This window comes from Streptomyces sp. NPDC047043 (assembly GCF_040644055.1).
Lineage (GTDB): Bacteria > Actinomycetota > Actinomycetes > Streptomycetales > Streptomycetaceae > Streptomyces.
In genome coordinates this window covers 1-22,189 of the sequence record NZ_JBEYVO010000028.1, presented here as the reverse complement: position 1 = coordinate 22,189, position 22,189 = coordinate 1, and the positions used below count along the sequence as shown (strand labels likewise).

At 71.5% G+C, this 22,189-nt stretch carries 26 protein-coding genes; 11 read left to right on the top strand and 15 right to left on the bottom strand.

The genetic code is table 11. The features are described 5' to 3' along the window. Positions 1 to 70 precede the first annotated feature (70 nt). Positions 71 to 1,897 carry an endonuclease/exonuclease/phosphatase family protein gene (locus ABZ880_RS36740; protein ID WP_361272281.1) on the top strand — a complete coding sequence of 609 codons (1,827 nt, stop codon included), beginning with the start codon at positions 71 to 73 and terminating at the stop codon, positions 1,895 to 1,897. Between the two features lie 11 nt (positions 1,898 to 1,908). On the opposite strand, the gene ABZ880_RS36735 is transcribed toward ABZ880_RS36740, so the two are convergent. From ABZ880_RS36735 to ABZ880_RS36725, 3 genes are all read right to left on the bottom strand, one after another. Then, the gene (locus ABZ880_RS36735) at positions 1,909 to 2,643 is read right to left on the bottom strand and encodes an SRPBCC domain-containing protein (protein WP_361272278.1); all 735 of its coding nucleotides are present in this window, start codon (positions 2,641 to 2,643) and stop codon (positions 1,909 to 1,911) included. 13 nt (positions 2,644 to 2,656) lie between these two features. Then, complete coding sequence (locus ABZ880_RS36730; RefSeq protein WP_361272275.1) at positions 2,657 to 3,274, bottom strand: helix-turn-helix domain-containing protein; 618 nt, start codon at positions 3,272 to 3,274, stop codon at positions 2,657 to 2,659. Positions 3,275 to 3,344: 70 nt separating this feature from the next. Then, positions 3,345 to 4,046: an antibiotic biosynthesis monooxygenase gene (locus ABZ880_RS36725; RefSeq protein WP_361272272.1), complete on the bottom strand. Its 702-nt coding sequence runs from the start codon at positions 4,044 to 4,046 to the stop codon at positions 3,345 to 3,347. 111 nt (positions 4,047 to 4,157) lie between these two features. On the opposite strand from ABZ880_RS36725, the gene ABZ880_RS36720 reads away from it, so the two are divergent. Beyond that, the gene (locus ABZ880_RS36720) at positions 4,158 to 5,141 is read left to right on the top strand and encodes a YihY/virulence factor BrkB family protein (RefSeq protein WP_361272270.1); all 984 of its coding nucleotides are present in this window, start codon (positions 4,158 to 4,160) and stop codon (positions 5,139 to 5,141) included. Between the two features lie 51 nt (positions 5,142 to 5,192). On the opposite strand, the gene ABZ880_RS36715 is transcribed toward ABZ880_RS36720, so the two are convergent. The 4 genes from ABZ880_RS36715 to ABZ880_RS36700 form a co-directional block, all read right to left on the bottom strand. Beyond that, on the bottom strand, positions 5,193 to 5,723 hold the full coding sequence (locus ABZ880_RS36715) for a DUF3618 domain-containing protein (RefSeq protein WP_361272267.1): 531 nt from the start codon (positions 5,721 to 5,723) through the stop codon (positions 5,193 to 5,195). Beyond that, a complete protein-coding gene (locus ABZ880_RS36710) occupies positions 5,720 to 6,139 on the bottom strand; it encodes a phage holin family protein (protein WP_361272264.1) in 420 nt (139 codons plus the stop codon). The genes ABZ880_RS36715 and ABZ880_RS36710 overlap by 4 nt, the downstream gene beginning before the upstream one ends. Before the next feature lie 71 nt (positions 6,140 to 6,210). After that, on the bottom strand, positions 6,211 to 6,906 hold the full coding sequence (locus ABZ880_RS36705) for a hypothetical protein (RefSeq protein ID WP_361272262.1): 696 nt from the start codon (positions 6,904 to 6,906) through the stop codon (positions 6,211 to 6,213). Further along, positions 6,903 to 7,034, bottom strand: coding sequence for a hypothetical protein (locus tag ABZ880_RS36700; protein WP_361272259.1), 132 nt, complete (start codon positions 7,032 to 7,034; stop codon positions 6,903 to 6,905). Before ABZ880_RS36700 ends, ABZ880_RS36705 begins: the two co-directional genes overlap by 4 nt. Positions 7,035 to 7,206: 172 nt before the next feature. Here ABZ880_RS36700 and dapA point away from each other — a divergent pair, with 172 nt between their 5' ends. Continuing rightward, positions 7,207 to 8,109, top strand: a complete 903-nt coding sequence (dapA, locus tag ABZ880_RS36695; RefSeq protein WP_361272257.1) for a 4-hydroxy-tetrahydrodipicolinate synthase — start codon at positions 7,207 to 7,209, stop codon at positions 8,107 to 8,109. Here the strand turns inward: dapA and ABZ880_RS36690 are convergent, their stop codons facing one another. Both ABZ880_RS36690 and ABZ880_RS36685 read right to left on the bottom strand, forming a co-directional pair. Next, on the bottom strand, positions 8,110 to 9,345 hold the full coding sequence (locus ABZ880_RS36690) for a WD40 repeat domain-containing protein (RefSeq protein WP_361272254.1): 1,236 nt from the start codon (positions 9,343 to 9,345) through the stop codon (positions 8,110 to 8,112). It lies immediately after the preceding gene. Next, on the bottom strand, positions 9,342 to 9,896 hold the full coding sequence (locus ABZ880_RS36685) for a SigE family RNA polymerase sigma factor (protein ID WP_361272666.1): 555 nt from the start codon (positions 9,894 to 9,896) through the stop codon (positions 9,342 to 9,344). The genes ABZ880_RS36690 and ABZ880_RS36685 overlap by 4 nt, the downstream gene beginning before the upstream one ends. 143 nt (positions 9,897 to 10,039) lie before the next feature. Here ABZ880_RS36685 and ABZ880_RS36680 point away from each other — a divergent pair, with 143 nt between their 5' ends. After that, positions 10,040 to 10,543, top strand: a complete 504-nt coding sequence (locus ABZ880_RS36680) for a hypothetical protein (protein WP_361272251.1) — start codon at positions 10,040 to 10,042, stop codon at positions 10,541 to 10,543. A 7-nt stretch (positions 10,544 to 10,550) separates the two neighbouring features. Here ABZ880_RS36680 and ABZ880_RS36675 read toward each other — a convergent pair whose 3' ends face one another. From ABZ880_RS36675 to ABZ880_RS36650, 6 genes are all read right to left on the bottom strand, one after another. Next, the gene (locus tag ABZ880_RS36675) at positions 10,551 to 10,979 is read right to left on the bottom strand and encodes a hypothetical protein (RefSeq protein ID WP_361272249.1); all 429 of its coding nucleotides are present in this window, start codon (positions 10,977 to 10,979) and stop codon (positions 10,551 to 10,553) included. Positions 10,980 to 11,087: 108 nt separating this feature from the next. Continuing rightward, on the bottom strand, positions 11,088 to 12,077 hold the full coding sequence (gene dapD, locus ABZ880_RS36670) for a 2,3,4,5-tetrahydropyridine-2,6-dicarboxylate N-succinyltransferase (RefSeq protein ID WP_361272246.1): 990 nt from the start codon (positions 12,075 to 12,077) through the stop codon (positions 11,088 to 11,090). A gap of 134 nt (positions 12,078 to 12,211) precedes the next feature. Beyond that, positions 12,212 to 13,210 carry a CU044_5270 family protein gene (locus ABZ880_RS36665; protein WP_361272244.1) on the bottom strand — a complete coding sequence of 333 codons (999 nt, stop codon included), beginning with the start codon at positions 13,208 to 13,210 and terminating at the stop codon, positions 12,212 to 12,214. A gap of 2 nt (positions 13,211 to 13,212) precedes the next feature. After that, positions 13,213 to 13,818: a sigma-70 family RNA polymerase sigma factor gene (locus ABZ880_RS36660; protein ID WP_361272241.1), complete on the bottom strand. Its 606-nt coding sequence runs from the start codon at positions 13,816 to 13,818 to the stop codon at positions 13,213 to 13,215. 112 nt (positions 13,819 to 13,930) lie between these two features. Continuing rightward, the gene (locus ABZ880_RS36655) at positions 13,931 to 14,467 is read right to left on the bottom strand and encodes a TetR family transcriptional regulator (RefSeq protein WP_361272238.1); all 537 of its coding nucleotides are present in this window, start codon (positions 14,465 to 14,467) and stop codon (positions 13,931 to 13,933) included. Then, positions 14,467 to 14,787 carry a multidrug efflux SMR transporter gene (locus tag ABZ880_RS36650; protein ID WP_361272235.1) on the bottom strand — a complete coding sequence of 107 codons (321 nt, stop codon included), beginning with the start codon at positions 14,785 to 14,787 and terminating at the stop codon, positions 14,467 to 14,469. Before ABZ880_RS36650 ends, ABZ880_RS36655 begins: the two co-directional genes overlap by 1 nt. Positions 14,788 to 15,022: 235 nt before the next feature. Between ABZ880_RS36650 and ABZ880_RS36645 the strand changes: the two genes are divergently transcribed. From ABZ880_RS36645 to ABZ880_RS36615, 7 genes are all read left to right on the top strand, one after another. Next, positions 15,023 to 15,856, top strand: coding sequence for an AbfB domain-containing protein (locus ABZ880_RS36645; RefSeq protein ID WP_361272234.1), 834 nt, complete (start codon positions 15,023 to 15,025; stop codon positions 15,854 to 15,856). 79 nt (positions 15,857 to 15,935) lie between these two features. Continuing rightward, positions 15,936 to 16,307, top strand: coding sequence for a response regulator transcription factor (locus ABZ880_RS36640; RefSeq protein ID WP_361272231.1), 372 nt, complete (start codon positions 15,936 to 15,938; stop codon positions 16,305 to 16,307). 3 nt (positions 16,308 to 16,310) lie between these two features. Beyond that, complete coding sequence (locus ABZ880_RS36635; RefSeq protein WP_361272228.1) at positions 16,311 to 17,873, top strand: ATP-binding protein; 1,563 nt, start codon at positions 16,311 to 16,313, stop codon at positions 17,871 to 17,873. A gap of 33 nt (positions 17,874 to 17,906) precedes the next feature. Then, positions 17,907 to 18,485, top strand: coding sequence for a hypothetical protein (locus ABZ880_RS36630; RefSeq protein WP_361272226.1), 579 nt, complete (start codon positions 17,907 to 17,909; stop codon positions 18,483 to 18,485). 4 nt (positions 18,486 to 18,489) lie between these two features. Beyond that, positions 18,490 to 19,584 (top strand): hypothetical protein, encoded by a 1,095-nt coding sequence (locus ABZ880_RS36625; RefSeq protein WP_361272223.1) that lies wholly within the window; start codon positions 18,490 to 18,492, stop codon positions 19,582 to 19,584. Between the two features lie 54 nt (positions 19,585 to 19,638). Beyond that, on the top strand, positions 19,639 to 21,420 hold the full coding sequence (locus ABZ880_RS36620) for a histidine kinase (protein WP_361272220.1): 1,782 nt from the start codon (positions 19,639 to 19,641) through the stop codon (positions 21,418 to 21,420). Beyond that, positions 21,414 to 22,088 (top strand): response regulator transcription factor, encoded by a 675-nt coding sequence (locus ABZ880_RS36615; protein WP_361272218.1) that lies wholly within the window; start codon positions 21,414 to 21,416, stop codon positions 22,086 to 22,088. The genes ABZ880_RS36620 and ABZ880_RS36615 overlap by 7 nt, the downstream gene beginning before the upstream one ends. Positions 22,089 to 22,189 lie beyond the last annotated feature (101 nt).

Sequence of the window (22,189 nt, the reverse complement as noted above, 5' to 3'; positions counted from 1 at the left end):
GTCGCGGCCTCCGACCGTCCCACGCACCACCCTCGTCCCGGCGCCCACGCACGTCCCCGGAGGGATTCCGTTGCCGAGCAAGAAGTCCGCGCGTCTCGCCGCGCTCACCGTCGCTGCCGTCTGTTCCGCGGCGTCCGCCGTCGTCCTCACCTCTCCCGCGCACGCGGACACCGTCCGCATCCATGACATCCAGGGCACCACGCGTATCTCGCCGTACGCCTGCCAGAAGGTCACCGATGTGGCCGGAATCGTCACCGGCGTGCGCACCTACGGCTCCTCCAGAGGTTTCTGGATCCAGGATCCGACCCCGGACGACAATCCGGCCACCAGTGAGGGCGTCTTCGTCTTCACCAGCTCCACGCCGAAGGTCGCCGTCGGTGACTCCGTCACGGTCACCGGCACGGTCTCGGAGTACGTCCCGGGCGGCGCCTCGACCGGCAACCAGTCGCTGACCGAGATCACCAAGCCGACGATCACCACCGTGTCCACCGGCAACGCGGTCCCGGCCGCCACGGTGATCGACGCGAAGTCGGTGCCGAGCGAGTACACCCCGGCCGGCGACGCGGCCGCGAGCAACTCGATCAACGGCCTGACGCTGCAGCCGTCGAAGTACGCCCTGGACTACTACGAGTCCCTGGAGGGCATGAACGTCCAGGTCGCCGACACCCGCGTGGTGACGGCCACCGACCCGTACAGCGAGCTGTGGGTCACCGTGAAGCCGTACGAGCACCGCACCCACCGCGGCGGCACGCTGTACGGCTCCTACGACGCGCAGAACACCGGGCGTCTGCAGATCCAGTCGCTGGGCTCGACCGCCGACTTCCCGAAGGCGAACGTCGGTGACACGCTCACCGGCTCGACCGCCGGTCCGCTGGACTTCAACCAGTTCGGCGGCTACACGCTGGTCGCGAGCCAGCTCGGGACGCTGAAGAGCGGCGGCCTGGAGCGCGAGACGACGGAGAAGCAGTCGCGCGGCGAGCTGGCGGTCGCCACGTACAACGTCGAGAACCTCGACCCGTCCGACGCCACCTTCGCGGCGCACGCCTCCGCGATCGTGAACAACCTGCAGTCGCCCGACATCGTGTCCCTGGAGGAGATCCAGGACAACAACGGTGCCAAGGACGACGGCACGGTCGACGCGAGCGAGACGGTGAACAAGCTGATCGACGCGATCGTCGCGGCGGGCGGCCCGAAGTACGACTGGCGCTCGATCAACCCGGTCAACGACCAGGACGGCGGCGAGCCCGGCGGCAACATCCGCCAGGTCTTCCTCTTCAACCCGGAGCGGGTCTCCTTCACCGACCGCGCGGGCGGCGACTCCACCACCGCGGTGGGCGTCAGCAAGGTGCACGGCAAGGCTCAGCTGACGGTCTCCCCCGGCCGTATCGCCCCCGCCGACGACGCCTGGAAGTCCAGCCGCAAGCCGCTGGCCGGCGAGTTCGTCTTCCGTGGCAGGACGGTCTTCGTGATCGCCAACCACCTCAACTCCAAGGGCGGGGACCAGGGGTTGACCTCGCAGTACCAGCCGCCGGTGCGCAGCTCGGAGACCCAGCGCCACGCCCAGGCGACCCTGGTCAACGCGTTCGTCAAGAGCATCCTCGACGTCCAGAAGAACGCGGACGTCATCACGCTCGGCGACATGAACGACTTCGACTTCTCCGACACCACGAAGATCCTCGAGGGTGACGGCGAGCTGTGGTCGGCGATCAAGTCGCTGCCGAAGAGCGAGCGTTACACCTACGACTACCAGGGCAACCAGCAGGTCCTGGACCAGATCCTGATCTCCCCGTCGATCCGCCGCGGCTGCGACTTCGACTACGACTCCGTGCACATCAACTCGGAGTTCAACGACCAGATCAGCGACCACGACCCGCAGGTGCTGCGGTTCCGTCCGTAACGGCCCCTTGTTCAGGGCTGGTTGAACACGCCGTTCAGCCAGCCCTGCCAGGCGGCCTCGCACTCCTTGATGTCGGCGCCCGGCGTGAAGTCGTGCAGCGAGATGCCGACCGGGTGGCCCCAGTGGTTGCGCCCGAAGACGCGGGTGAGTCCCCGGTCCGTGCGCAGCCCGATGAAGTAGGGGTTGCGGAAGTCGACCACGGCGTCGAACTCGTCGGGCCCGTGCACCGTCACGCGCGTCCCGGCGGCCACGTCCTCCCCCACACCGAGCGCCCGTCCTACGGCGGCGAGGGCGTCGGCGGCCTTCGAGGCCTCGGGTCCGTCGAAGGTGGCGAAGGCGGCCGGCCGGGGTGCGAAGTGGGTCAGGTACTCCCGCAGGGTGTGCAGATAGAAGTCGGTGTGCCGGGCGGCGCCGTCGTACTGGTTGTCCCAGTCGTCGACGAAGATCCCGCTGTGCACGTACCGCACCCAGGCCCGCCGCCCCTCGTCCCGCGGCTCGATGGTGTAGTCGAGCTGGTTGAGGCTCTGCTCGGAGATGCCCTCGACGTCCTCGACGCGGTTGGTGTAGCGGTGCGGCGGGTCCCAGGCGGTGACCTTGGACCCGAAGGGCCCCTTGCCGCCGACCTTCGGCTCGGGCGGCTCCATCGGCCACAGATAGCCTCCGGTGCCGGTGGTGATCGCCTCCCACACCTCCTCGGGAGTGGCGTCGACCTCGAACTCGCGGGCGATCTCGAATTCCTTGGACATGGTGGGCTCCTGGTTACTGCTGCTCGATTTCCTGCGCGGGCGGCTGCTGGTCCTTGACCGTGGGGTGTACGGCGACGACGATCCGGTGGTCCCGGCCGCCCTCGGCGCCGGGCGCGTCGTACTTGGCGATCAGCGCGCTCACCCCCGCCGTCAACTCCTGTACGAACGCGGCCCGTTCGGCCGCCGAGGCGAACCGGACCTCGCCGTCCAGCGCATACGTCGCCAGCCGCTTGCGGGCCTTCGTCGCGCCGGTGATCAGCGAGCCGACGTCGCGCACCAGCCGCGCCCCGAGGGCGAGCAGCCAGCGCGCGGACAGCTGGTCCCGGAAGCGGTCCGGGTCCGGCTGCACGGCGGCGAGCGCGAGCGGCGAGATGACGTACGACGCCGCGGTCGCCCGCATCAGCCGCTCGGTGACATTGCCCTTGCGGCGCTCCCCGGCCAGTTCGACCAGGCCGTGCCGCTCCAGAGCCTTGAGGTGGTAGTTCACCTTCTGCCGCGGCAGCCCGACCTTGCCGGCCAGCATCGCCGCCGAGGCGGGTCCGGCCGCCAGCTCGGCGAGCAGGCGGGCCCTTATGGGGTCCAGGGAGACGGCGGCGGCCTCGGGGTCCTCGATCACGGTCACGTCCAGCATGCGTCCACCGTCTCACCGAAAACTTTTTTTGTCCAGGAGGCTGAAGTTTTCGGTAAAGGTGGCGATGGGCTCACTCCGGCACGAGGCCGAGTGCATGCTCGTAGCGGCTGACCGTGCTGCTCTTCAGCCCCGGCCAGGTCTGGACGCGCTCCCAGTACGCGTTCGCCGAGCCGATCCCGTCCCCCGGTGCGGCCAGGGCCTCGATGTGGGCCCGGGCGCTCTCCCACTCGGCGTAGTTGAGGACGCGGGTGCCGTCCGTGCTCAGGTGGAAGTGGGCGGCGATGCCTCCGGGGTGCGGGGCGGGCTCGTTCTGCAGCGCCTCGAAGACGGCGTCGACCCAGGCGCGCTGCCGGTCGGGATCGGGGCCCTCGAACTCGACGTCGACGATCACGATGCACCCGGGGACGCGGCCGCCGCGGTCGGCGGGACCGCTGCGGTAGCGCCGGTAGCGGCCGAGGCCGACGCGCTCGATGCCGGGTACGGCGGTGTCGATCTCGTCGACGCGCTCCTGGCGATGCGCCTTCACGAAGGACTCGTAGGCCTGCTCGCTCGTCCACTGCGAGTAGTGGAGCAGGGTGGAGGTGTCGTCGCCGGTGTAGACGTGGTAGCCGAGCAGATCGGCGGCGGGCCAGGGCCGGCGCTCCCAGGTCTCGGCGATCGCCTCGACGGTCTGCCGCTGCCGCAGCGGGGTGCCCACGCGCCAGGTGCTGAAGAAGGGGGCACCGATTCGGGGGTCGGCAAGGTCGGGATGGGTGTCGGTACGGCGGGTCATGGGGGCCTCCTGTGGCCGTCGGCGCATGCCTGTACCGCCCACCCTTCAACCTCAACCAAGATTCAGGTCAAGTACGGGATTCGGCGCGGGGGTTCGGGAGACCCGCAGGTCATGGACGAGACCAAGAAGGAAGAGGACGAGGACGAGAAGGAAAGTCCCAGCCGGTTGCCCGCGCGGTCCTGGCGGGCGGTGCTGCGGCGCACGGGGAAGGAGTTGCTGGACGACGAACTCGCCGACCGTGCGGCTGCGTTGACGTACTACGGCGTCCTGTCGCTGTTTCCCGCGCTGCTGGTGCTGGTGTCGCTGCTGGGCGTGGTGGGGCGCAGCGCCACGGACAGACTCCTCGACAACATCGGGGACCTGGCGCCGGGGCCCGCCCGCGACATCCTGCGGGACGCCGTGGTCCAGCTCGGCGACAGCGGCGGTACGGGCAGTGTGCTGGCCGTGGTGGGGCTGCTCGCGGCGCTGTGGTCGGCGTCCGGCTACGTCGGGGCGTTCATCCGTACGTCCAACGCGGTGTACGACCTGCCGGAGGGGCGCCCGGTGTGGAAGCTGACGCCCCTGCGGCTGGCGCTGACCGTGACGCTGATGGTGCTGCTGGCGGCGAGTGCGCTGATCGTCGTGTTCACCGGGCCGCTGGCCGAGCGGGCGGGCCGGACGATCGGGTTCGGGGACGCGGCGATCGCGGTGTGGGGCATCGCCAAGTGGCCGGTGCTGCTGCTGTTGGTGGTCCTGATGATCGCCCTGCTGTACTGGGCGGCCCCCAACGTCCGCGGACGCGGCTTCCGTTGGATCAGCCCGGGCAGTGTCCTGGCCACGCTGATCTGGCTGGCGGCCTCCGCCGGGTTCGCCGTCTACGCGGCCAACTTCGGCTCGTACAACAAGACGTACGGCACGCTCTCGGGCGCCATCGTGTTCCTGGTGTGGCTGTGGCTGTCCAACCTGGCGATCCTGCTGGGGCTGGAGTTCGACGCCGAGCTGGCGCGTGAGCGTGCGGTCACGTATGAGGGCCGGGCGCCCACGGAGGAGCCGTACGTGGAGCCCAGGGACACCCGGAAGTGGCCGTCGAAGTTGCGGTCGGCGAAGGGGAGTTGACCGGACGGAGGGGGTGACGGGCCGCCGCCCGCCACCCCTCCTCTCGTGCCGTCACTTCTTGGGGTACCGCCAGGCCACCACCACGACCACCGCGAACGCCGCGCCGATGACGAGCGCCGGCCGCGGATGCCGTACCGCCGCCTTGACGACGGGGCGGGCGGGCCACGGCATGCCGTGCTCCGCCCGGTACTCCAGCGTGTGTCCCGTCTCCGTGGCCTTGTCCTGGGCGGTGTGGCCCGCCTGGAGCGCCCGGTCGTGGGCAGTGTGCCCGGCCTTCGTCGCCCGGTCCTGAACCGTGTGGCCTGCCTGCAGTGCCCGGTCGTGGACCGTGTGCCCGGCCTTCGTTGCCCGGTCCTGCACGGTGTGCCGGGCCTGTGCGGCGGTGCTGCGCAGCTGCACCGTCATCGCGCCCGCCTTGTCCCTGAGGTCGGCCGCCCGGGCCCGCGCGCGACCCTTCACGTCCACCATGCCCGCCAACTCCTCCACTGTGTCGCCGAGTTGGCTGCGGGTCTGCTCGATCTGCCGCCGCAGCTCGTCGGGCCCCTTGGCGCCGGTGCCCTCCGGTGAAGTCCTGTCCGTCATCGGTGCGCCCTTTCCCTGATCTCCTCGACGTCGGCCCTGACGCTGCCGATGGCCTCTTCGGGCGTGGGAGGTGCGGCGCGGCGCAGCTGCGCGCGGCCGGTCGCGGCGAGCAGGCCCGCGATCGCGAACAGCACGCCCGTCACGATGAGCGCCGCGGCCCAGACGGACAGCGTCAGGGAGAGGGCGGCGACCGCCGTGCCGGACAGCGCGAGCAGCCCCGCGTAGGCGAACGCGCCCGCGGCGCCCAGCAGCCCGCCGCCGCGTCCGGCGCGTCGGCCCTTGGCCGCCAGTTCCTCCTTGGCGAGGGCCACTTCCTGTCGTACGAGCCGGGAGAGCTGTTCGGTGGCCCGCCCGACGAGCTCGCCCACCGAATGGTGCTCCTCGCGCACCGGCCCGGGTTGCATGGTCCCGGTCACGGTGTCGCCTCCTCTCATGTTCCTCGCGTTCCTCGAGTCCGGAACACTCCGGGTACCCCGGCCGGCCTGCGCTATCCCTGCCGGGCGTCGCCCGGGCCCTGCTCGCCGAGCCGGCCGAGCTGGGTCTGGAACCAGTCGAGGCGTGCCTGCAACAGGGCGGCCTCGGCGACGAGTTCGGGCACGCCGAGCTCGCCGGAGCCGCCGAGGTCGGCGACCGGCGCCGCGTTCGCGCGGCTGCCCGCCACCACCCGCAGCCCCTCGCCGGCCAGCCGCGCGAACGCGGCGAGCGAGACGGACGTACGGCCGCGGACGCAGCCCGCGCAGGACGGGGCGAGGGCACGCCAGCCGGGCCGGCCCCAGCCCGCGTCCGCCAGGGCCACGGCGACCGCCCCGCACGCGCAGGGTCCGACGGTGGACGTGCGGACGCGCTGGCGGGCGTAGCGGAAGCCACGCTCGAAGCGGAGGTAGCGGCCGAGCACGGTGATCTCGAGAAGGACGGCCGCCCGGTGCTCGGCCGTGCACAGCAGCGCCTCGGCCGCCGCACGGTCGTGCACGCAGTGGAAGCCGCAGTCGCAGCGGCGATGCGGTGCCTTGTGGCGCAGCCCGTAGACGCAGGACGCGTCGGCCAGGACGCCGTACGGCAGCGCGCCGCCGAGCGACACACCGGTGAACCCGGCCCGGGTGCCGTCCTGGGACAGCACCGGGTGGGCGATCTTGTATCCGGTCGGCGGCTCCGTCGGGCGTTCCTCCGGAAGCCGCAGTCTCATCGGGCCGCCGGAACCTCTTCGGGGGCCTTCAGCTCCTCGGTGATCTCCTCGGGGAGTTCGAGCTCTTCCTCATGGGCCTGCGGCTGCTCCTCCGCGACCCCGGTGGCCAGTGCCTTGCCGAGCTTCATGACGCCTCCATGGGCTGATGCCGATGACCGTCACGGCCATGGTGACCCATGAAGGGCCGAATTGGACATAGGGCCTGATCAGCGCCCCGGATGCCACTTCGCAGCAATCCTTATCGATATCGCGTAGAAGAATTAAGTGGAGCTTCACGTTGCGCGCGCCGAGACTACGGACATGACGACAGCCGATCGCTCCACTCCCCCGTTCGGTCGCGCCCTCTGCGCGATGATCACGCCCTTCACCGAGGAGGGCGCGCTCGATCTCGACGGTGCGCAGCGGCTCGCCGACCATCTGGTGTCGCGGGGCTGCGACGGCCTGGTGCTCTCCGGTACGACGGGCGAGTCGCCGACCACCACGGACGCCGAGAAGGCGGCGCTCGTCGAGGCGGTGCGGGCCGCGGTGGGCGGCCGGGCGTCGATCGTGACGGGTGTCGGGACCTTCGACACGCGGCACACCGTGGAGCTCGCGCTGCAGGCCGAAAAGGCGGGCGCGGACGGCGTGTTGGTGGTCAGCCCGTACTACAGCAGGCCCCCGCAGGACGCGTTGGCGGAGCACTTCCGGACGGTCGCGGACGCCTCGGGGCTGCCGGTCGTGCTGTACGACATCCCCGGCCGCACCGGCACCCGTATCGAGCCGGAGACGATGCTCCGGCTCGCCGAACACCCCCGGATCGTCGCGGTCAAGGACTGTTCGTACGACTTCCTCGGCGCCCAAAAGGTGCTCGCCCGCACGGAGTTGGCGTACTACGCGGGCTGCGACGAGCACAACCTCGCGCTGTACGCGGTCGGCGGAGCCGGATACATCAGCACGGTCGCGAACGTCGTCCCGGACCGACTCCGCGCTGTGCTGGACGCGTTCGAGGCGGGCGACACCCCCGTGTCCGCCCGCCTCCAGCAACGCGCCACCCCGCTCATCGAGTTGATGATGGCGTCGGGCCTGCCCGGCACCGTCACCACCAAGGCGCTCCTGGGCGAACTCGGCCTGCCCGCGGGTCCGGTCCGCGCCCCGCTGCGGCCCGCCGGCCGCGAGGCGGTCGACGGACTGCTGGCGGCGTACGAGGAGCTGACGGCCGGCTGATCAGCGCCGGGCGAAGACGGGCTGCCACTCCAGCCCTCCGTCGAAGCCCTGCTGGTCACTGACTCCGCTCAGCGGTACGACCTTGTCGCTGCCGATGGTGACCAGCACGAGCCGGGGCCGGTACGTCTCGTCCAGGCTCGTGACCCGCTCCCAGGCGATGAGCCGCTTGTCGTCGGCCCAGGCGAGCAGATGGGCTCCGCGGACCCTGGTGATCTCCTTGCCCGTACGGGGATCACGGATCGAGGAGTACGACTTTCCGGGGTGGCCGTTGACCTCCTTCGTCAGGCCGAGGGCGGCGAGCCTGCCGTTCGGGGAGAGCCGTGCGTCGACGTCCGAGCGCAGGTACTTCTCGTTCGCGGGCGCGGCGACCTTGTTGCCCTTGAGGTCGTAGAACTGCTGCATGCCGTCCCGGCCGCCGATGACCTGCGCGTACACCTGGCCGCCGCGGCCGAATGCGAAGTCCTGGCGGGCGTTGGTGTTGCGGTCCGGTGCGACCGGGGTCCAGGAGCGGTCACCGGAGGCCACGTCGAGGCCGTAGAAGCCGGACCGGCTGGAGTCGCCGTACCTGGACGCCCAGATCCACACTTCCTTGCCGTCTTCGTCGATCCCCTTCTCCTTGATCCGCAGATCGGGGTTGTCGCCGTACGTCGTCGCCACGAGCCTGCGCCCGTCGTACGAGAACGCGAGCCCGCCGACCTCGTGCCCGACCTGGATCCATCGCTCGACCCTGCCCGTCGCGAGGTCGAGCAGGCCGATCCGGTGGGCGGGCAGGTTCTGCTCCAGCACGGCGGCGGTCCCGAGGCCGGGAGCCACGGCGACGTAGGACCACCGGGTGTCCTTCTTGTACGTGCCGGACCTGGGATCGAGCAGCCAGTACGTCCGTACGAAGGTCCCCCGGTTCTTCGTCTGCGGCACGGTCCTCCCCGTCCAGTACGCGGCGAGCACCGACTGTCCGGCCCCGATCATGTCGCGCGGCGGCGACTGGTCGGAGTGGGCGTCGATCCCCTCCTGCGGCAGGACGCCCGAGGGACGCACGTCGTCCTTCCCGGAGTCCAGCAGCGGCACCCCCACGGCGACGGCGACCACCGCGGCCGTGGCGGCGGCGACCGACGCGAACCTGCGGCTGCGGCGGCGCCGGCGGACGGCCAGCACCCGGTCGGCGAAGGACGGTCCCGTCGACGGCTGCTCGGCGGCCAGCTCCCGCAGGGAGTCGCGCACCAGTTCCTCGACGTTCACGGGCGTACCTCCACGGGCGAGTAGTCACGGGACGGCTGCGGGCGCTCGGCCGGGTCGAGAGCGGTCAGCTCGGGCGCGAGGGTGCGCAGCCGGGCGAGCGAGCGGTGGGTGGTGGACCGTACGGTGCCGACGGAGCAGCCGAGGATCCGGGCCACGTCGGCCTCCGGCAGGTCCTCGAAGTAGCGCAGCACCAGCACGGTGCGCTGACGGGCGGTGAGCCTGGCCAGTGCGCCGCGCATCACCAGGCGCAGCTCGGCGTCGGACGAACTGTCGGGTCCGGCGCCGGCCTCCGGCGGTTCGGCGACGCTCAGTTCGCGTCTGGGCCACTTCAGCCGCCAGCGGCTGATCTGCTGCCGGTAGAGGATCTGCCGTACGTACGCCTCGGGCTCGTCGATACGGTGCCAGCGGCCGGCCGCCTTGATGAGCGCGTTCTGCAGCAGGTCCTCGGCGGTGTGCCGGTCGCCGCCGCTCAGCAGCACCGCCGTCTTGAGCAGCGCGGACGACCGGTGCTCCACGAACTCCCGGAAGCTGTCCTGCGCTTCGGCATCCATCGTCACCATCGCTTTCCCCCGGGCGGACCCGGTGTCCGCCCCCTCTGCCCCTTGTGACGCGTGCGGCCGCCCGTGGCTATGCGCGCCCCCGGGAAGGAAATTTCCCGCGACCTCGCACACCCCCGCTGCCGTACGTTGTCCCCGTGAGCCGCCCCTTGCTCTTCCTCGACGTCGACGGCCCCCTCAACCCGTGGGCGGCACAGCCGGAGGGACGCCCCGAGGGTTACACGACCATCCTGGTGGCCCTCCACCCGGGCAGGGCACTGCCCGTCTGGCTCAACCCCGCCCACGGCCCCGCCCTGCTCTCCCTCGACTACGACCTGTGCTGGGCCACAACCTGGATGGACGCCGCCAACCGCTGGATCGCTCCCACGGTCGGCCTGCCCGAGCTGCCGTACGTGGACTTCGGCGCGGGCCTGTTCGCGTTCCGGCCCGACGGGGTGCACTGGAAGACGGAGGCGATCGTGGCGTACGCCCAGGGCCGCCCCTTCGCCTGGGTGGACGACGAGCAGAGCCCGGCGGACGAGGAGTACGTGACTGCCGTCCACCCGGGCCCTGCACTGCTGCACCACGTCAACCCGCGCCTGGGCCTGCGCGCGGCGGACTTCGCGGCGCTCGCGGACTTCGCAGCCGCGGTCCAGGCGTGAACGGGCGTCAGAAGGTGCCGGGGATCTTGAGGGTGATGTTGTTGGTGGTGTCGGTGAGCAGGACGTCGGTGAACTTCACGGTCATCGGCGGGCTGCACGAGGGCTGGAAGACGGCCGTCACCGACAGCGAGAAGTTGGCCTTGCCGTTCTGCACGGGGAAGTCCCCCGCCGCGTTGACGGACGCCTTGTTGACGGCCTTCGGGTGGTTGCCGCCGCCGTTGATGCACAGAGCGGTGGCACTCAGGACGATATGGACCTGGGACTCGTCGCCGAGCCCTGCCTCCTTGCCGTTGACGGTCAGCGTGTCGCCGGACCGCGTGGCGGAGGTGGCGTTGCTGATGAAGTGCGGGCTGCCTGCCTGGGCGGGACCGGCGAGCAGCGTCACGGCGGTCATCGCCGTCGCCGCAGGGAGGAGGAATATTGCAGCGCGTCGCATAGAGAACCGCCTCTTTCGCGCGCGATGTACGAATGCCATAAGGGAGGCATAAGCGACGTTACGCCTCCCTTTTGGGAGTGCAAGTTCGGCGGTGGCGACCGCCGTTGATCAGTTGTGGCTGTGCAGGATCTCGTTCAGGCCGCCCCAGACCGCGTTGTTCGGGCGGGCCTCGACCGTGCCGGTGACCGAGTTGCGGCGGAAGAGGATGTTGGAGGCGCCGGACAGCTCGCGGGCCTTGACGATCTGCCCGTCGGGCATGGTTACGCGGGTGCCCGCGGTGACGTACAGCCCGGCCTCGACGACGCACTCGTCGCCGAGCGCGATGCCGACGCCCGCCTCTGCGCCGACCAGGCAGCGCTCACCGATGGTGATGCGGACGTTGCCGCCGCCGGACAGCGTGCCCATGGTGGAGGCGCCGCCGCCGATGTCGGAGCCGTCGCCGATCACGACACCCGCGGAGATACGGCCCTCGACCATCGACGTACCGAGCGTGCCGGCGTTGAAGTTGACGAAGCCCTCGTGCATCACGGTGGTGCCCGCGGCGAGGTGCGCACCGAGCCGCACCCGGTCCGCGTCGGCGATGCGCACGCCCTTGGGGGCGACGTAGTCCGTCATGCGCGGGAACTTGTCGACCGAGGTGACCTGGAGGTGCAGTCCCTCGGCGCGGGCGTTGAGCCGCACCTTCTCGATGTCGTCGACGGCGACCGGGCCGAGCGAGGTCCAGGCGACGTTGGCGAGCAGGCCGAAGATCCCGTCGAGGCTCTGGCCGTGCGGCTTGACCAGGCGGTGCGAGAGCAGGTGCAGCCGCAGGTAGGCGTCGTGCGTGTCGATCGGCTTCTCGTCGAGCGAGGCGATGACCGTGCGGACCGCGACCACCTCGACGCCCCGGCGCGCGTCCGGACCGATCGCCTTCGCGGCACCTTCGCCGAGCAGCTCCACGGCCTTCTCGGCGGACAGCCGCTCGGTGCCGGCCGGGCCGGGCTCCTCGCCGAGCGCGGGCGCGGGGAACCAGGTGTCGAGAACAGTGCCGTCGGCGGCGATCGTGGCGAGGCCGGCGGCCACGGCGCCGGTGGTGCGAGGAGCAGTCGTGTCGGTCATGAGGGCAACCTAACCGGCCGGGGCCTGCGCAGGCCAACCAGCGGGGCGGGCGTCTCAGGTACCGGGCGGCGCCGGATGCACGGGCGGCCCGCACTCCCCTCGTGGTGCGGGCCGCCCGGGTTCGGGGTGCCGTGTCAGCCGCGCTCGCCGGCCTCGTCCACCACGGCCCTCGCGACGAGCGAGTTGCCGCCGTCGACCTTGTCGCCCGTGACCAGGCGCATGCCGACGATCCGGTACGTCTGCGGATCGATCAGCCACTGGTCCCGCATCGTCTCCCCGCTCTTGGGGTTGTCCTCCCGGGCGTAGGACAGCGCGATCACCCGGCGCCCGGCGGCGGTCTCGACCAGGTGGTCGGTGAGCTGCCCGCCCGGCAGGGTCGCGAGGGCGCGGTAGAGGGAGGCCAGCCCCTTGGACGGCATGACGTCGGCGTCGAGCAGGACACTGATCTCGACGTAGTCGTTGCGCGCCTGGGAGACGCCCTTGCCGTCGGCGATGGCGTTCTTCTCCCGGAGCACCTTCAGCGTCTGCTCGGCGTCGGCCGGCAGCGCGGCCAGCACCCGGTACAGCTCGCGCGGCGAACGGTCGTCGCCCTCCCCGCCGTTCTCCAGGTGCATCTTCGTGATGTGGAGCTTGAGATGCTCCCCCTTGGCGTCCAGCTGCTGGTCTGCCATCGCGGTGCCGTCGAACCTGAGCCAGCTCTCCCGCGGACCCAGCAGCAGCCTCATCGGGCCCTTGACGTCCTGGGCCCGCTTGTCCAGCGGTTCCTGCACGCTCTTGGTGTAGATCCACTGCTTGGCCGTGGGTACGGCGCCGTCCGGCTCCGTGTCGAGCACATCGGCCGCCCGCCGCAGGAACTCGGCCGCGCTCACTCCCTTGAGAGTCACGCCGGGCGAGACCGCGGGCTGCACCTTCCGCCCCGTCCCTCCGCCCACCAGCAGCGAGACGGTGACGGCGACAGCGGTCACCGCGGCCACCACTCCGACGATCACGAACTCCCGCCGCTGCCACAGCGCCCGGCGCCGCTCCCCGGACCGCGCCGCCTCGATCAGCCGCGCCCGCCCCGGCGTGAGCCGCGCCCGGTCGGGCACGGGCGCGCCGGCACGCAGCTCGCGCACCTTCGTCATCTCGTCCATCGCTACGCCACCTCCGCCGCGTCGTTCACGAATGCGGGATCGGCGCCCAGCGCCGTACGGACCTTGCGCCGCGCCCGGTTGAGCCGGGAACGGACCGTGCCGACCGGGATGTCGAGCGCCTCGGCGACCTCCTGGTAGGTGAGTTCGGCCCAGGCGACGAGCAGCAGGACGTGCCGGTCGCCCGCGCTCAGCGCCGCGAGGGCGCCGGCCAGGGGGGCCTGCGCGGCGATCCGGCTGTCGGTGTCCTCGACCCAGGACTCGCCCCAGGAGGCGGCGACCGGATCGTGGCCGGTGCGGGCCAGCGCCCTGAGCGCGCGCACCTCGGCGCGGCGCTGCTTGCCGATGAGGTTGCCCGCGATGCCGTACAGCCAGGGGCGGGCATTGGGGCGCGTGAGGTCGTAGCGGGAGCGGATGCGGAACGCGACCAGGAAGGTGTCCGCGGCGATGTCGTCGGCCGCGGAGTCACCGAGACGCCGGGCGGCGTAGCGGTGGATGTCGGGCGCGTACCGGTCGTAGAGCAGGGCGAACAGCTCCGGCTGCTCCAGTGACTGGGCGACGATCTGCGCGTCGTCCTCCGTCCGTGTCGTGGACGGCGGTGGTCCGCTCACAAGGCTCCCCCTGGTTCGTCGGTGCGTGCGTGTCACCCCCTGTTCCCCGCTGGGCTCGGGAGAGTTCACGGTTTCCCGGAAGAAACATCAGGAGGGAAACACACCGTCGGGATCAGGGAATCACCCGCGCCAGCACCTCGCGCGCGTACTCCTCGTCGTACGGCATCCCGGTGAGCAGGACTTGCAGGCATATCCCGTCCAGCAGCGCGACCAGCGCCCGCGCCGTGAGCGGGTCGGTGCGGCGGGCGAGGCGGTCGGCGAGGTCCGCGGCCCACTCGGCGGCTATCGGGCGCAGGGCGGGGCGGCGCAGGGCGGCCAGGTAGAGCTCGCACTCGAGCTCGACGCCGGTGCGGTCGCCGGCGAGCCATTCGCCCATCAGGCCCGCGAGTTCGGTGGCCAGGTCGGCGCCGGTGTCCTCCAGGCCGCCGCGCGAGACGACCACCTTGACGAAGCCCTCGTTCGCCTGCCGCAGCGCGGCGACCATCAGCTCGTCGAGGGTCTTGAAGTGGTACGTCGTCGAGCCGAGCGGCACGTCCGCCTCGGCGGCGACCGAGCGGTGGCTCAGCCCGGCCAGGCCCTTCTCGCCCACGACGCGGATCGCCGCGTCGATGATCCGCTGGCGCCGGTCGGGGTCGTAGCGGCGGGGCATCAGTGCGCGCCGCCCAGGTTGAGCACGACGACCCCGACGATGATCAGCGCGATCCCGATGGCCTTCGGCACGGTCATCCCCTCACCGAGGTACACCATCCCGATCACCACGATGGCCGCGGTGCCGAGGCCGGACCAGATCGCGTAGGCCGTGCCGACCGACATGGTCTTCAGGGTCTGGGCGAGCAGCGCGAAGGAGACGCCGTAGCCGACGACCGTGAGCACGGACGGCCACAGCCGACTGAAGCCGTGGCTGAGTTTCATGGCGGTGGTGCCGCCGACCTCGGCGGCGATGGCCCCGAGGAGCATCAGGAATCCCATGTGTACGAGGGTACACAACGATACGTACGACCGTACACAACGACGCCGTCACGCATCCCCGGCGGCGCGGGATGCGAAGTCCTGGATTCCGTATGAGGAGGTTCAACATTCATGGAAATCGCTCGCTGAAACGACTCCCCGCGCTCCCTCGGCTCCACTAGGGTTTCACCGCTCACACACCTCACCCTCACCTCACCCCCGGCCGCCGCCTCGGGCGCCGCTGGAGGAACAGCGCATGCCAGAAACCACCCCCGAGCCGCCCCGGAACCCGCAACCCTGGGAGAACGGCTGGACCCCCGACACCTCCCGGGCACCCGGAACCCGCAGACTCTGGCTGGCCGGCGCGCTGGCCCTGGCCACGATCGTCGCGTGCGTGACGGCAATAACCGTGATGGACAAAGGAACTGACGGCACGTCACGCGCGTCCGGCGACCCGTCGCCCGCCGGCTCCGCCACGATCCCCGGGCTGATCTCCTTCGCCACCCCGTCCACGACCGGCGCCACGGCACCGTCCGGCAAGAGCGGCCTGTCGTCCGCACAGCCCACCAAGTCTTCCGCACCCGGGCCGCAGGGATCCGAGTCGGCCCCCGCGGAGAACACGAAGTCACCGAGCCCCCACGGCAGTTCGTCGAGCCACCCGAAGCCGGCGAGCACCTGGCGATCCGTCCGCTCGGTCAACTACCCCGACCGCTACTGGCATGTGAGCAACGACTATGTGAAGCTCGACCCGGTCCGCGGCTCGGAGTCCCGCGAGGACTCCACCTTCAAGGTGGTCAAGGGCCTGGCGGACGGCTCCTGTTACTCCTTCGCCACCCACGACGGCAAGTACCTCCGCCACCGCAACTTCATCCTGCTCGCCGGCCGCGACGACGGCTCGGCCCTCTTCGAGCAGGACGCCACCTTCTGCCCCCGGACGTCGTCGTACTCGGGCGCGGTGATGCTGGAGTCGGTGAACTACCCGGGGCGCTTCCTGCGCCACCAGAACTTCCAGCTGAAGCTGGATCCGTTCCAGAACAGCTCGCTGTATCTGGCGGACTCGGCGTTCCGGCTGGTGGACGGGCTGGCCTGAGCGCACGCACCCGCGGTGGCCCGTACTCCCAGGGTCTGCCCGGGTGTGCCGGGATCGCGGGGCGTGTCACCATGCGCTCATGCGGCGGACGGTGCTCATCGTCGATGACCACCCGCCGTTCCGGGCCGCCGCGCGAGCGGTGCTGGAGGCGGAGGGGTTCGGTGTCGTCGGCGAGGCCGGGGACGCCATGACCGCGCTGCTCGCCTGCGCCCGGCTCAGACCCCAAGTAGTGCTGCTGGACGTGCAGTTGCCGGGTCCGGACGGGTTCGCGGCGGCGGAGATGCTCGCCGCGCTGGAACGCGAGGGCCCGGCGCCCGACATCGTGCTCATCTCCAGCCGGGCACGCAGCGGCTACCGCGAGCGGCTGCGCACCTGCCCGGCCCTGGGGTTCCTGACCAAGGCCGAGCTCTCCGGGGACGCCTTGCGGGCGCTGCTGGACGCGGGGCGGTGACGCGTGGACGCGTGGGACGTGTTCACCGGCTGCGTGCTGCTGGGGAGCGGCCTGACGTGCGGCCGGCGATGGACCGGAGGCCTGCTCGTCGCCTCCGGAGCCGCCTGGTTCCTCGGTGATCTCGCGAGCTGGGCGGTGTTCCTCCACCGCGGGTTGCTGTTCTTCCTGGTGCTGACGTTTCCCGGAACCCGACCGCGCCGCATCACCCATCTGTCGGCCGCCGCGGCGATCGCCTGCTGCACCGCCGTCTACCCCCTCACCCGCATCGACACGGTCGCCGCAGCACAGGCCCTCGTGGTGGCGGCCGGCTCGGCGCTGCGGCTGCGCTCCGGGGCGGCCCCGGTCCGGGAACGCCGGGCGCGGGCGCTCGGCTGCGGCGCGGCGGCGGTGCTGGCGGGCGCGGTCGGGTGGGGGGTGGTGGCACGCCGGACGGGTGCGGCGGACGACCTCGCGGTGCTACGGGTGTACGAGGCGGCCGTCGCCGTCGTCGGCGCCGGGCTCTGCGCAGGCGTACGGCTCCTCGGTTCGGCCCGGGCCGCCCTCACCCGCCTCGTGGTCGACCTGGGCGAGTCCGACGGCGGCGGTCCGCTGCGCGCACGGCTGGCCCCGGTCCTGGGCGATCCCCGGCTGGCGCTCGGCTACTGGGTCCCGGAACTGCGCGGGTACGTCGACGAGTCGGGGCGTCCGCTGCATCTGCCGCCCGCGGACTCGGATCTGGTGGTGACCCCGCTCGCGGAGGACGGCAGACCGCTCGCGGTGCTGGTGCACGACGGCTCCATGCCCCACGACCGGGCCCTGCTGTCGGCCGTCGCCTCGGTGGCCCGGCTCGCCGTCAGCAACGCGCGGCTGCAGGCGGAGGTCCGGGTTCGGCTGGCCGACCTGGAGTCGTCGCGGCGCCGGCTCGTGGAGGCCGCCGACACCGAACGCCGGCTCCTGGAACGGCAGTTGGACGAGGGCGTACTGGGCCGCCTGGACCGGGTCGCCGAGGTGCTGGAGGGCGCCGGCGACTGGGCCGGGCCCGTACGGGAGTCGCTGCGGGCGGCCCGTGCCGAACTGCGGGAGTTCGCGCGGGGCATCCATCCCGCGGCCCTGGTCCGGGAGGGGCTGGCCGCGGCGCTCGCCGAGCAGACGGCGCAGTGTCCGCTGCCGGTGACCCTGGACGTGCCCCGGGTCCGGTTCCAGCCGGGGGTGGAGGCGGCCGTGTACTTCATCTGCTGCGAGGCACTGGCCAACGCGGTGAAGCACGCCCGGGCCACGCGGGCGACGGTCCGGGTGGCGGTAGGGCCCGGCGGCGAGGTCGAGATCGACGTACGGGACGACGGCGCCGGCGGGGCACGATCCGGCCTGGGCTCGGGGCTGCGCGGCCTTGCCGACCGGGCGGAGGCGCTCGGCGGAACGCTGCGGGTGGAGAGCACACCGGGGCGAGGCACACACGTATTCGCACAGATTCCCCAAGGGACAGCCCTGGGGCCGGGGGTGGAGAATCCGGGGGTTGGCCCGGATGTACGGGACAAGTCCGATCCGTACCGTCGAAGCAGGTCGAAACAGCCGGCCGACGGCGCATAGCCCGCGGGGGACGAGGCAAAAGGGGGCGGCGGCATGACAGCAATCAGGATGACGGCGGGGGTGCTGGTCACCGGACTGATGCTGCTCGCGTCGGCCGGCTGTTCCGACGGGGGAAAGACACAGGCCGCAGGGAAGCCGGACGGACGGTCGGGGGTTCCGTCCGTCCGGCCGAGCGGGGTGTACACGGTGACGACGACACACGCCGACCTGATCAAGGCGGGCGCACCGGACGAGGACGTCCCGGAGAACTACGGAAAGTGGGTCTACGTCTTCAAGGGCGACCGACTCGCCTTCACCCAGGAGAACCAGTACGCCTGCACCTGGGCCTACGGCGAAGTACGCTTCCACGGACAGCAGTTCGACTGGGAGATCCTCGACGGCGGCTTCACCAAGGCGCCCCGCAACGCCTACAACAAGCCCGGAGAGCTGTTCACCTTCACCATGAGCGCGTACCGGGACACCCTCACGCTGTCCCGCGGCAAGGACGCGGTGTCGCCCGAGAACTTCCGCGCCAAGCCCATGCACCGGATCAGCGCGACACCGTCCGACAAGTACTTCAGCCGCAACTGCCCGCCACCGAAGGACTGGGCGACGACCGGGAAGGGAGCGTGACGTCATGCGCGCACGAAGTGCGACGGTCAGCGGCTCCCTGGCCGCCCTCCTCGGCCTGACCCTCCTCGCCGCCACCGGCTGTTCCGGCTCCGCGGCAGCCGACAAGGCCGGGGGCAACAGCGCGGCGAAGCCGGTCACCCTGACGATGGCCACGCCCATGGGCACGACGCAGGAGTTCAACGCCTTCCTGACGCAGGTGCAGGCCCTGTCCCACGGCTCACTCCGCATCCGCGTGGAGACGGACGCCCACCATGAGGAGGGGCCGGACTTCGAGGAACAGCTCCTGCTGGACGTGAAGAGGGGCGACGTCGACCTTGCCGCGCTCGGCAGCCGGGTCTTCGACACCACCGACGCGCGCCCCCTCGGCGCACTGACGGCACCGTTGCTGATCACGAGCTACACCGCCGAGGAGAAGGTGCTCGGTGCCCCGGTCGCGCGGCGCATGGTCCGGGAGCTCGACGGCGACGGACTGACCGGCCTCGGCCTGCTGCCCGGCACACTGCGCCGGCCCCTCGGCGCACACACCGCGCCGCTCGGTCCCGCCGACTACAAGGGGCGCACCTTCGGCATCCAGGAGTCCAAGGTCGCGGACTCCACCCTGCGCACCCTCGGCGCGAAGCCGGAGTGGTTCGCGGCCGGCGGCGACGTGGACACCTTCGGGGGGTACGAACAGCAGCTCAGCTCGGTCGACGGAAACCGCTACGACAAGAACGGGATGATCGCGGCGGCCAACGTCGTACTGTGGCCGCGCCCGGTCGCCCTGGTCGCGGGCTCCAAGGCCTTCCAGCGGCTGAGCGAGGACCAGCGGGCCGTCCTGCGGAAGGCGGCGCAGCAGGCCGTGTCCGGCGCGAGCAAGTCCCTGCGTGCGATGGAGAAGGAGTCGCTGGGCAACCTCTGCCGGCGCGGCCAGAAGTTCGCCGCCGCGAGCCCGGCCCAACTCGCCGCTCTGCGCAAGGCAGTTGAACCGGTGTACGACCAACTCGCCCGCGACCCGCAGACCAAGGCGTACCTGGACGACATCACCGCACAGGTGAAGGGCATACCGGCCGAGCCCGCCGCCTCCTGCAAGGGGACGTCCGGAGTCTCCTCGACTCAGTGACTCCGGCCCTCAGTGACTCTGGCCGGAAACCCTCCCGACTGTCACCATTCAGCCATGAAACGGGCAGCCGCCGTGCGCCTCCCGCTCTGGGTGGCCGGTCTCGCACTGGGACCGGCCACCGTCGCGCTGGTCCGGGCCCGCCCGAGCCAGGCCTTTGCGGACACACCACGGCTCGCTGCGCTCGAACTCGTAGTGGGCTGGGCCCTGTTGACGGCAGGCCTGGTGACCTGGCGGCGCCGCCCCGACAACCTGAGCGGAGTGCTGCTGGCGGCCGCGGGGGCGGGCTCCTTCCTCCCCGAGTGGGCGAACCCGGGCATCTCATGGACACCGGCGTTCACGGCCGGCCTCGTCCTGTATGCGACCGGCCCACCCCTGGTGGCGCACGCCGTCCTCGCCCACCCGTCCGGCAGAACGGGCTCATGGGCGGCACGCGCGCTGCTCGCACTCGCGTACGCCAACTCACTGCTGTTCATGGGCCTGTTCCCCGCTCTGATGTACGACCCCTGGGGCACGGGCTGCACAGAGTGCCCCGGCAACGGCCTGCTGATCGCGGCGCACCCGGAGCTCATGGACGCGCTGGGCCGGATCGGCATGACGGTCGGCGCGGTGTGGCCCTGCGCCCTGATCGCCCTGCTGGGCGTACGGGCAGTCGGCACCTCCCCCGCGCTGCGTCGGGTGGCGGCACCGATGTGGGCGGCAGGCGTCGTGTACGCGGCCCTGGTCGCCGCCGACTTCGTCCACGGACTGCCCCGGCACACGCTGAGCAACGACCCGACGGACCGCCGGCTGTGGCTGGCCCAGGAGGCTGCCCTGCTGCTGATCGCGACGGCCGCGGCCTGGCCGTGGTTCCACCGTCGCCGGGTTCGCGGCGCCCTGGCCGACCTGGTGGTCGAACTGGCCGCGGCCCCCGCTCCGGGCGGCCTTCGCAACGCTCTGTCACGGGTGCTGGGTGATCCGAGCCTGACGTTGATGTATCCGCTGGCGGACGGCAGGCTGGTCGATGCGGAGGGGCGTCCTGCCACTCGGCCCGCGGCCGCCGACGGCGGGAACGCCCCACCGGGGCCCCCCGCACCCGCCAACGAAAGTCGCACGGGTCGTGCGGGTGGGAACACAACGGCCGAAGGCGAAGCCGAGGCCGTCACCGCCGTGGTCCGCGGCACCCACACCCTCGCCCTCCTCGGCCACCGCCCCGACACCCTCACCGACTCCCCCGAGATCGCCCGCATCTCCCGACTCGCCCTGGACAACGAACGTCTCCATGCCGAGTTGGCGACGAGGATGAGCGATCTGCGAGCCTCACGGGCAAGAATCGTGGCGGCCGGCGACACCGAACGCCGGCGCCTCGAACGGGACCTGCACGACGGCGCCCAACAGCGCCTGCTCACCCTGGCGTTGACCCTGCGCCTGGCCCGGAACGGCCCCGCGAAGACGTCCCCCGCGGCAGAGCAGGCGGAACACGAACTGCGTGCGGCGACAGAGGAGTTGCGCGTCCTGGCCCACGGCCTCTTCCCCGCCGTCCTCGCGGAGGAGGGCCTGTCCGCAGCCGTGGGCGCCCTCCTGGAGGAGACCCAGGCACCGGTCGAGGTCACCGCCCTGCCCGAGCGCCGGGTCGGGCAGGCCGCCGAAGCCGCCGCCTACTTCACGCTCGCCGAAGCGGTGGCGCACGATGCCACCGCCGTCGACGTCCGGCTCACCGGCGACCGCCTCCTGCTCACGCTCACCGGCACCCACGGCCTCGACCTCGTCCGCATCGCCGACCGGGTCGGCGCCCTCGACGGCACCGTCGCCCCCGGCGAACCCCCGCACCCCGAGATCCGGGTGGAGATCCCATGCTGAAGACACCGCTCCGGGTCGTGCTCGCCGACGACGAGGTGCTGCTGCGCGAAGGGTTGGAGCGGCTGCTCACCGAGTCCGGCCTGGAGGTCGTCGGCAAGGCCGGCACCGTGCCGGAGCTGCTCACCGCCGTGGCCGCGACCCGTCCGGACGTCACCGTCGTGGACATCCGTATGCCGCCGACCCATACGGACGAAGGCCTGGTCGCGGCAAGGGAGTTGGCCGAACGATACCCGGGCGTCGGTGTGCTTCTCCTCTCCCACCACCTGGAATCGACCTATGCCGTAAGGCTGTTGGAGCAGCATCCGGGCGGCGCCGGCTATCTCCTCAAGGACCGCATCCTGGACGTCATCGTGCTGGTGGACGCCCTGCACCGGATCGCCGACGGCGAGTGCGTGGTCGACCCGGCGATCGTCACCCGCCTGCTGGGCCGCCCCCGCCCCCGCTCCGCCCTGCCGAAACTCACGGAGCGGGAGGGCGAGGTGCTCCACCTCATGGCCGAGGGCCGCTCCAACCGCGGCATCTGCGACCGCCTCCACATGAGCCCCAAGACCCTCGAAGGCCACGTCCGCTCCATCTTCGGCAAACTGGGCCTGCTCGACTCCCCCGACGACCACCGTCGGGTCCTGGCCGTACTGGCGTATCTCCAGGTGTCGGTGGAACGCCCCTGAGACGCCCCTAGGTCGTGTCTTCGAATGATCTTGAGTGGTGGATCATGGTTGGGTGATACGTCGCCATGAACTGTCCGATGCCGAGTGGGAGTTCGTCCGGC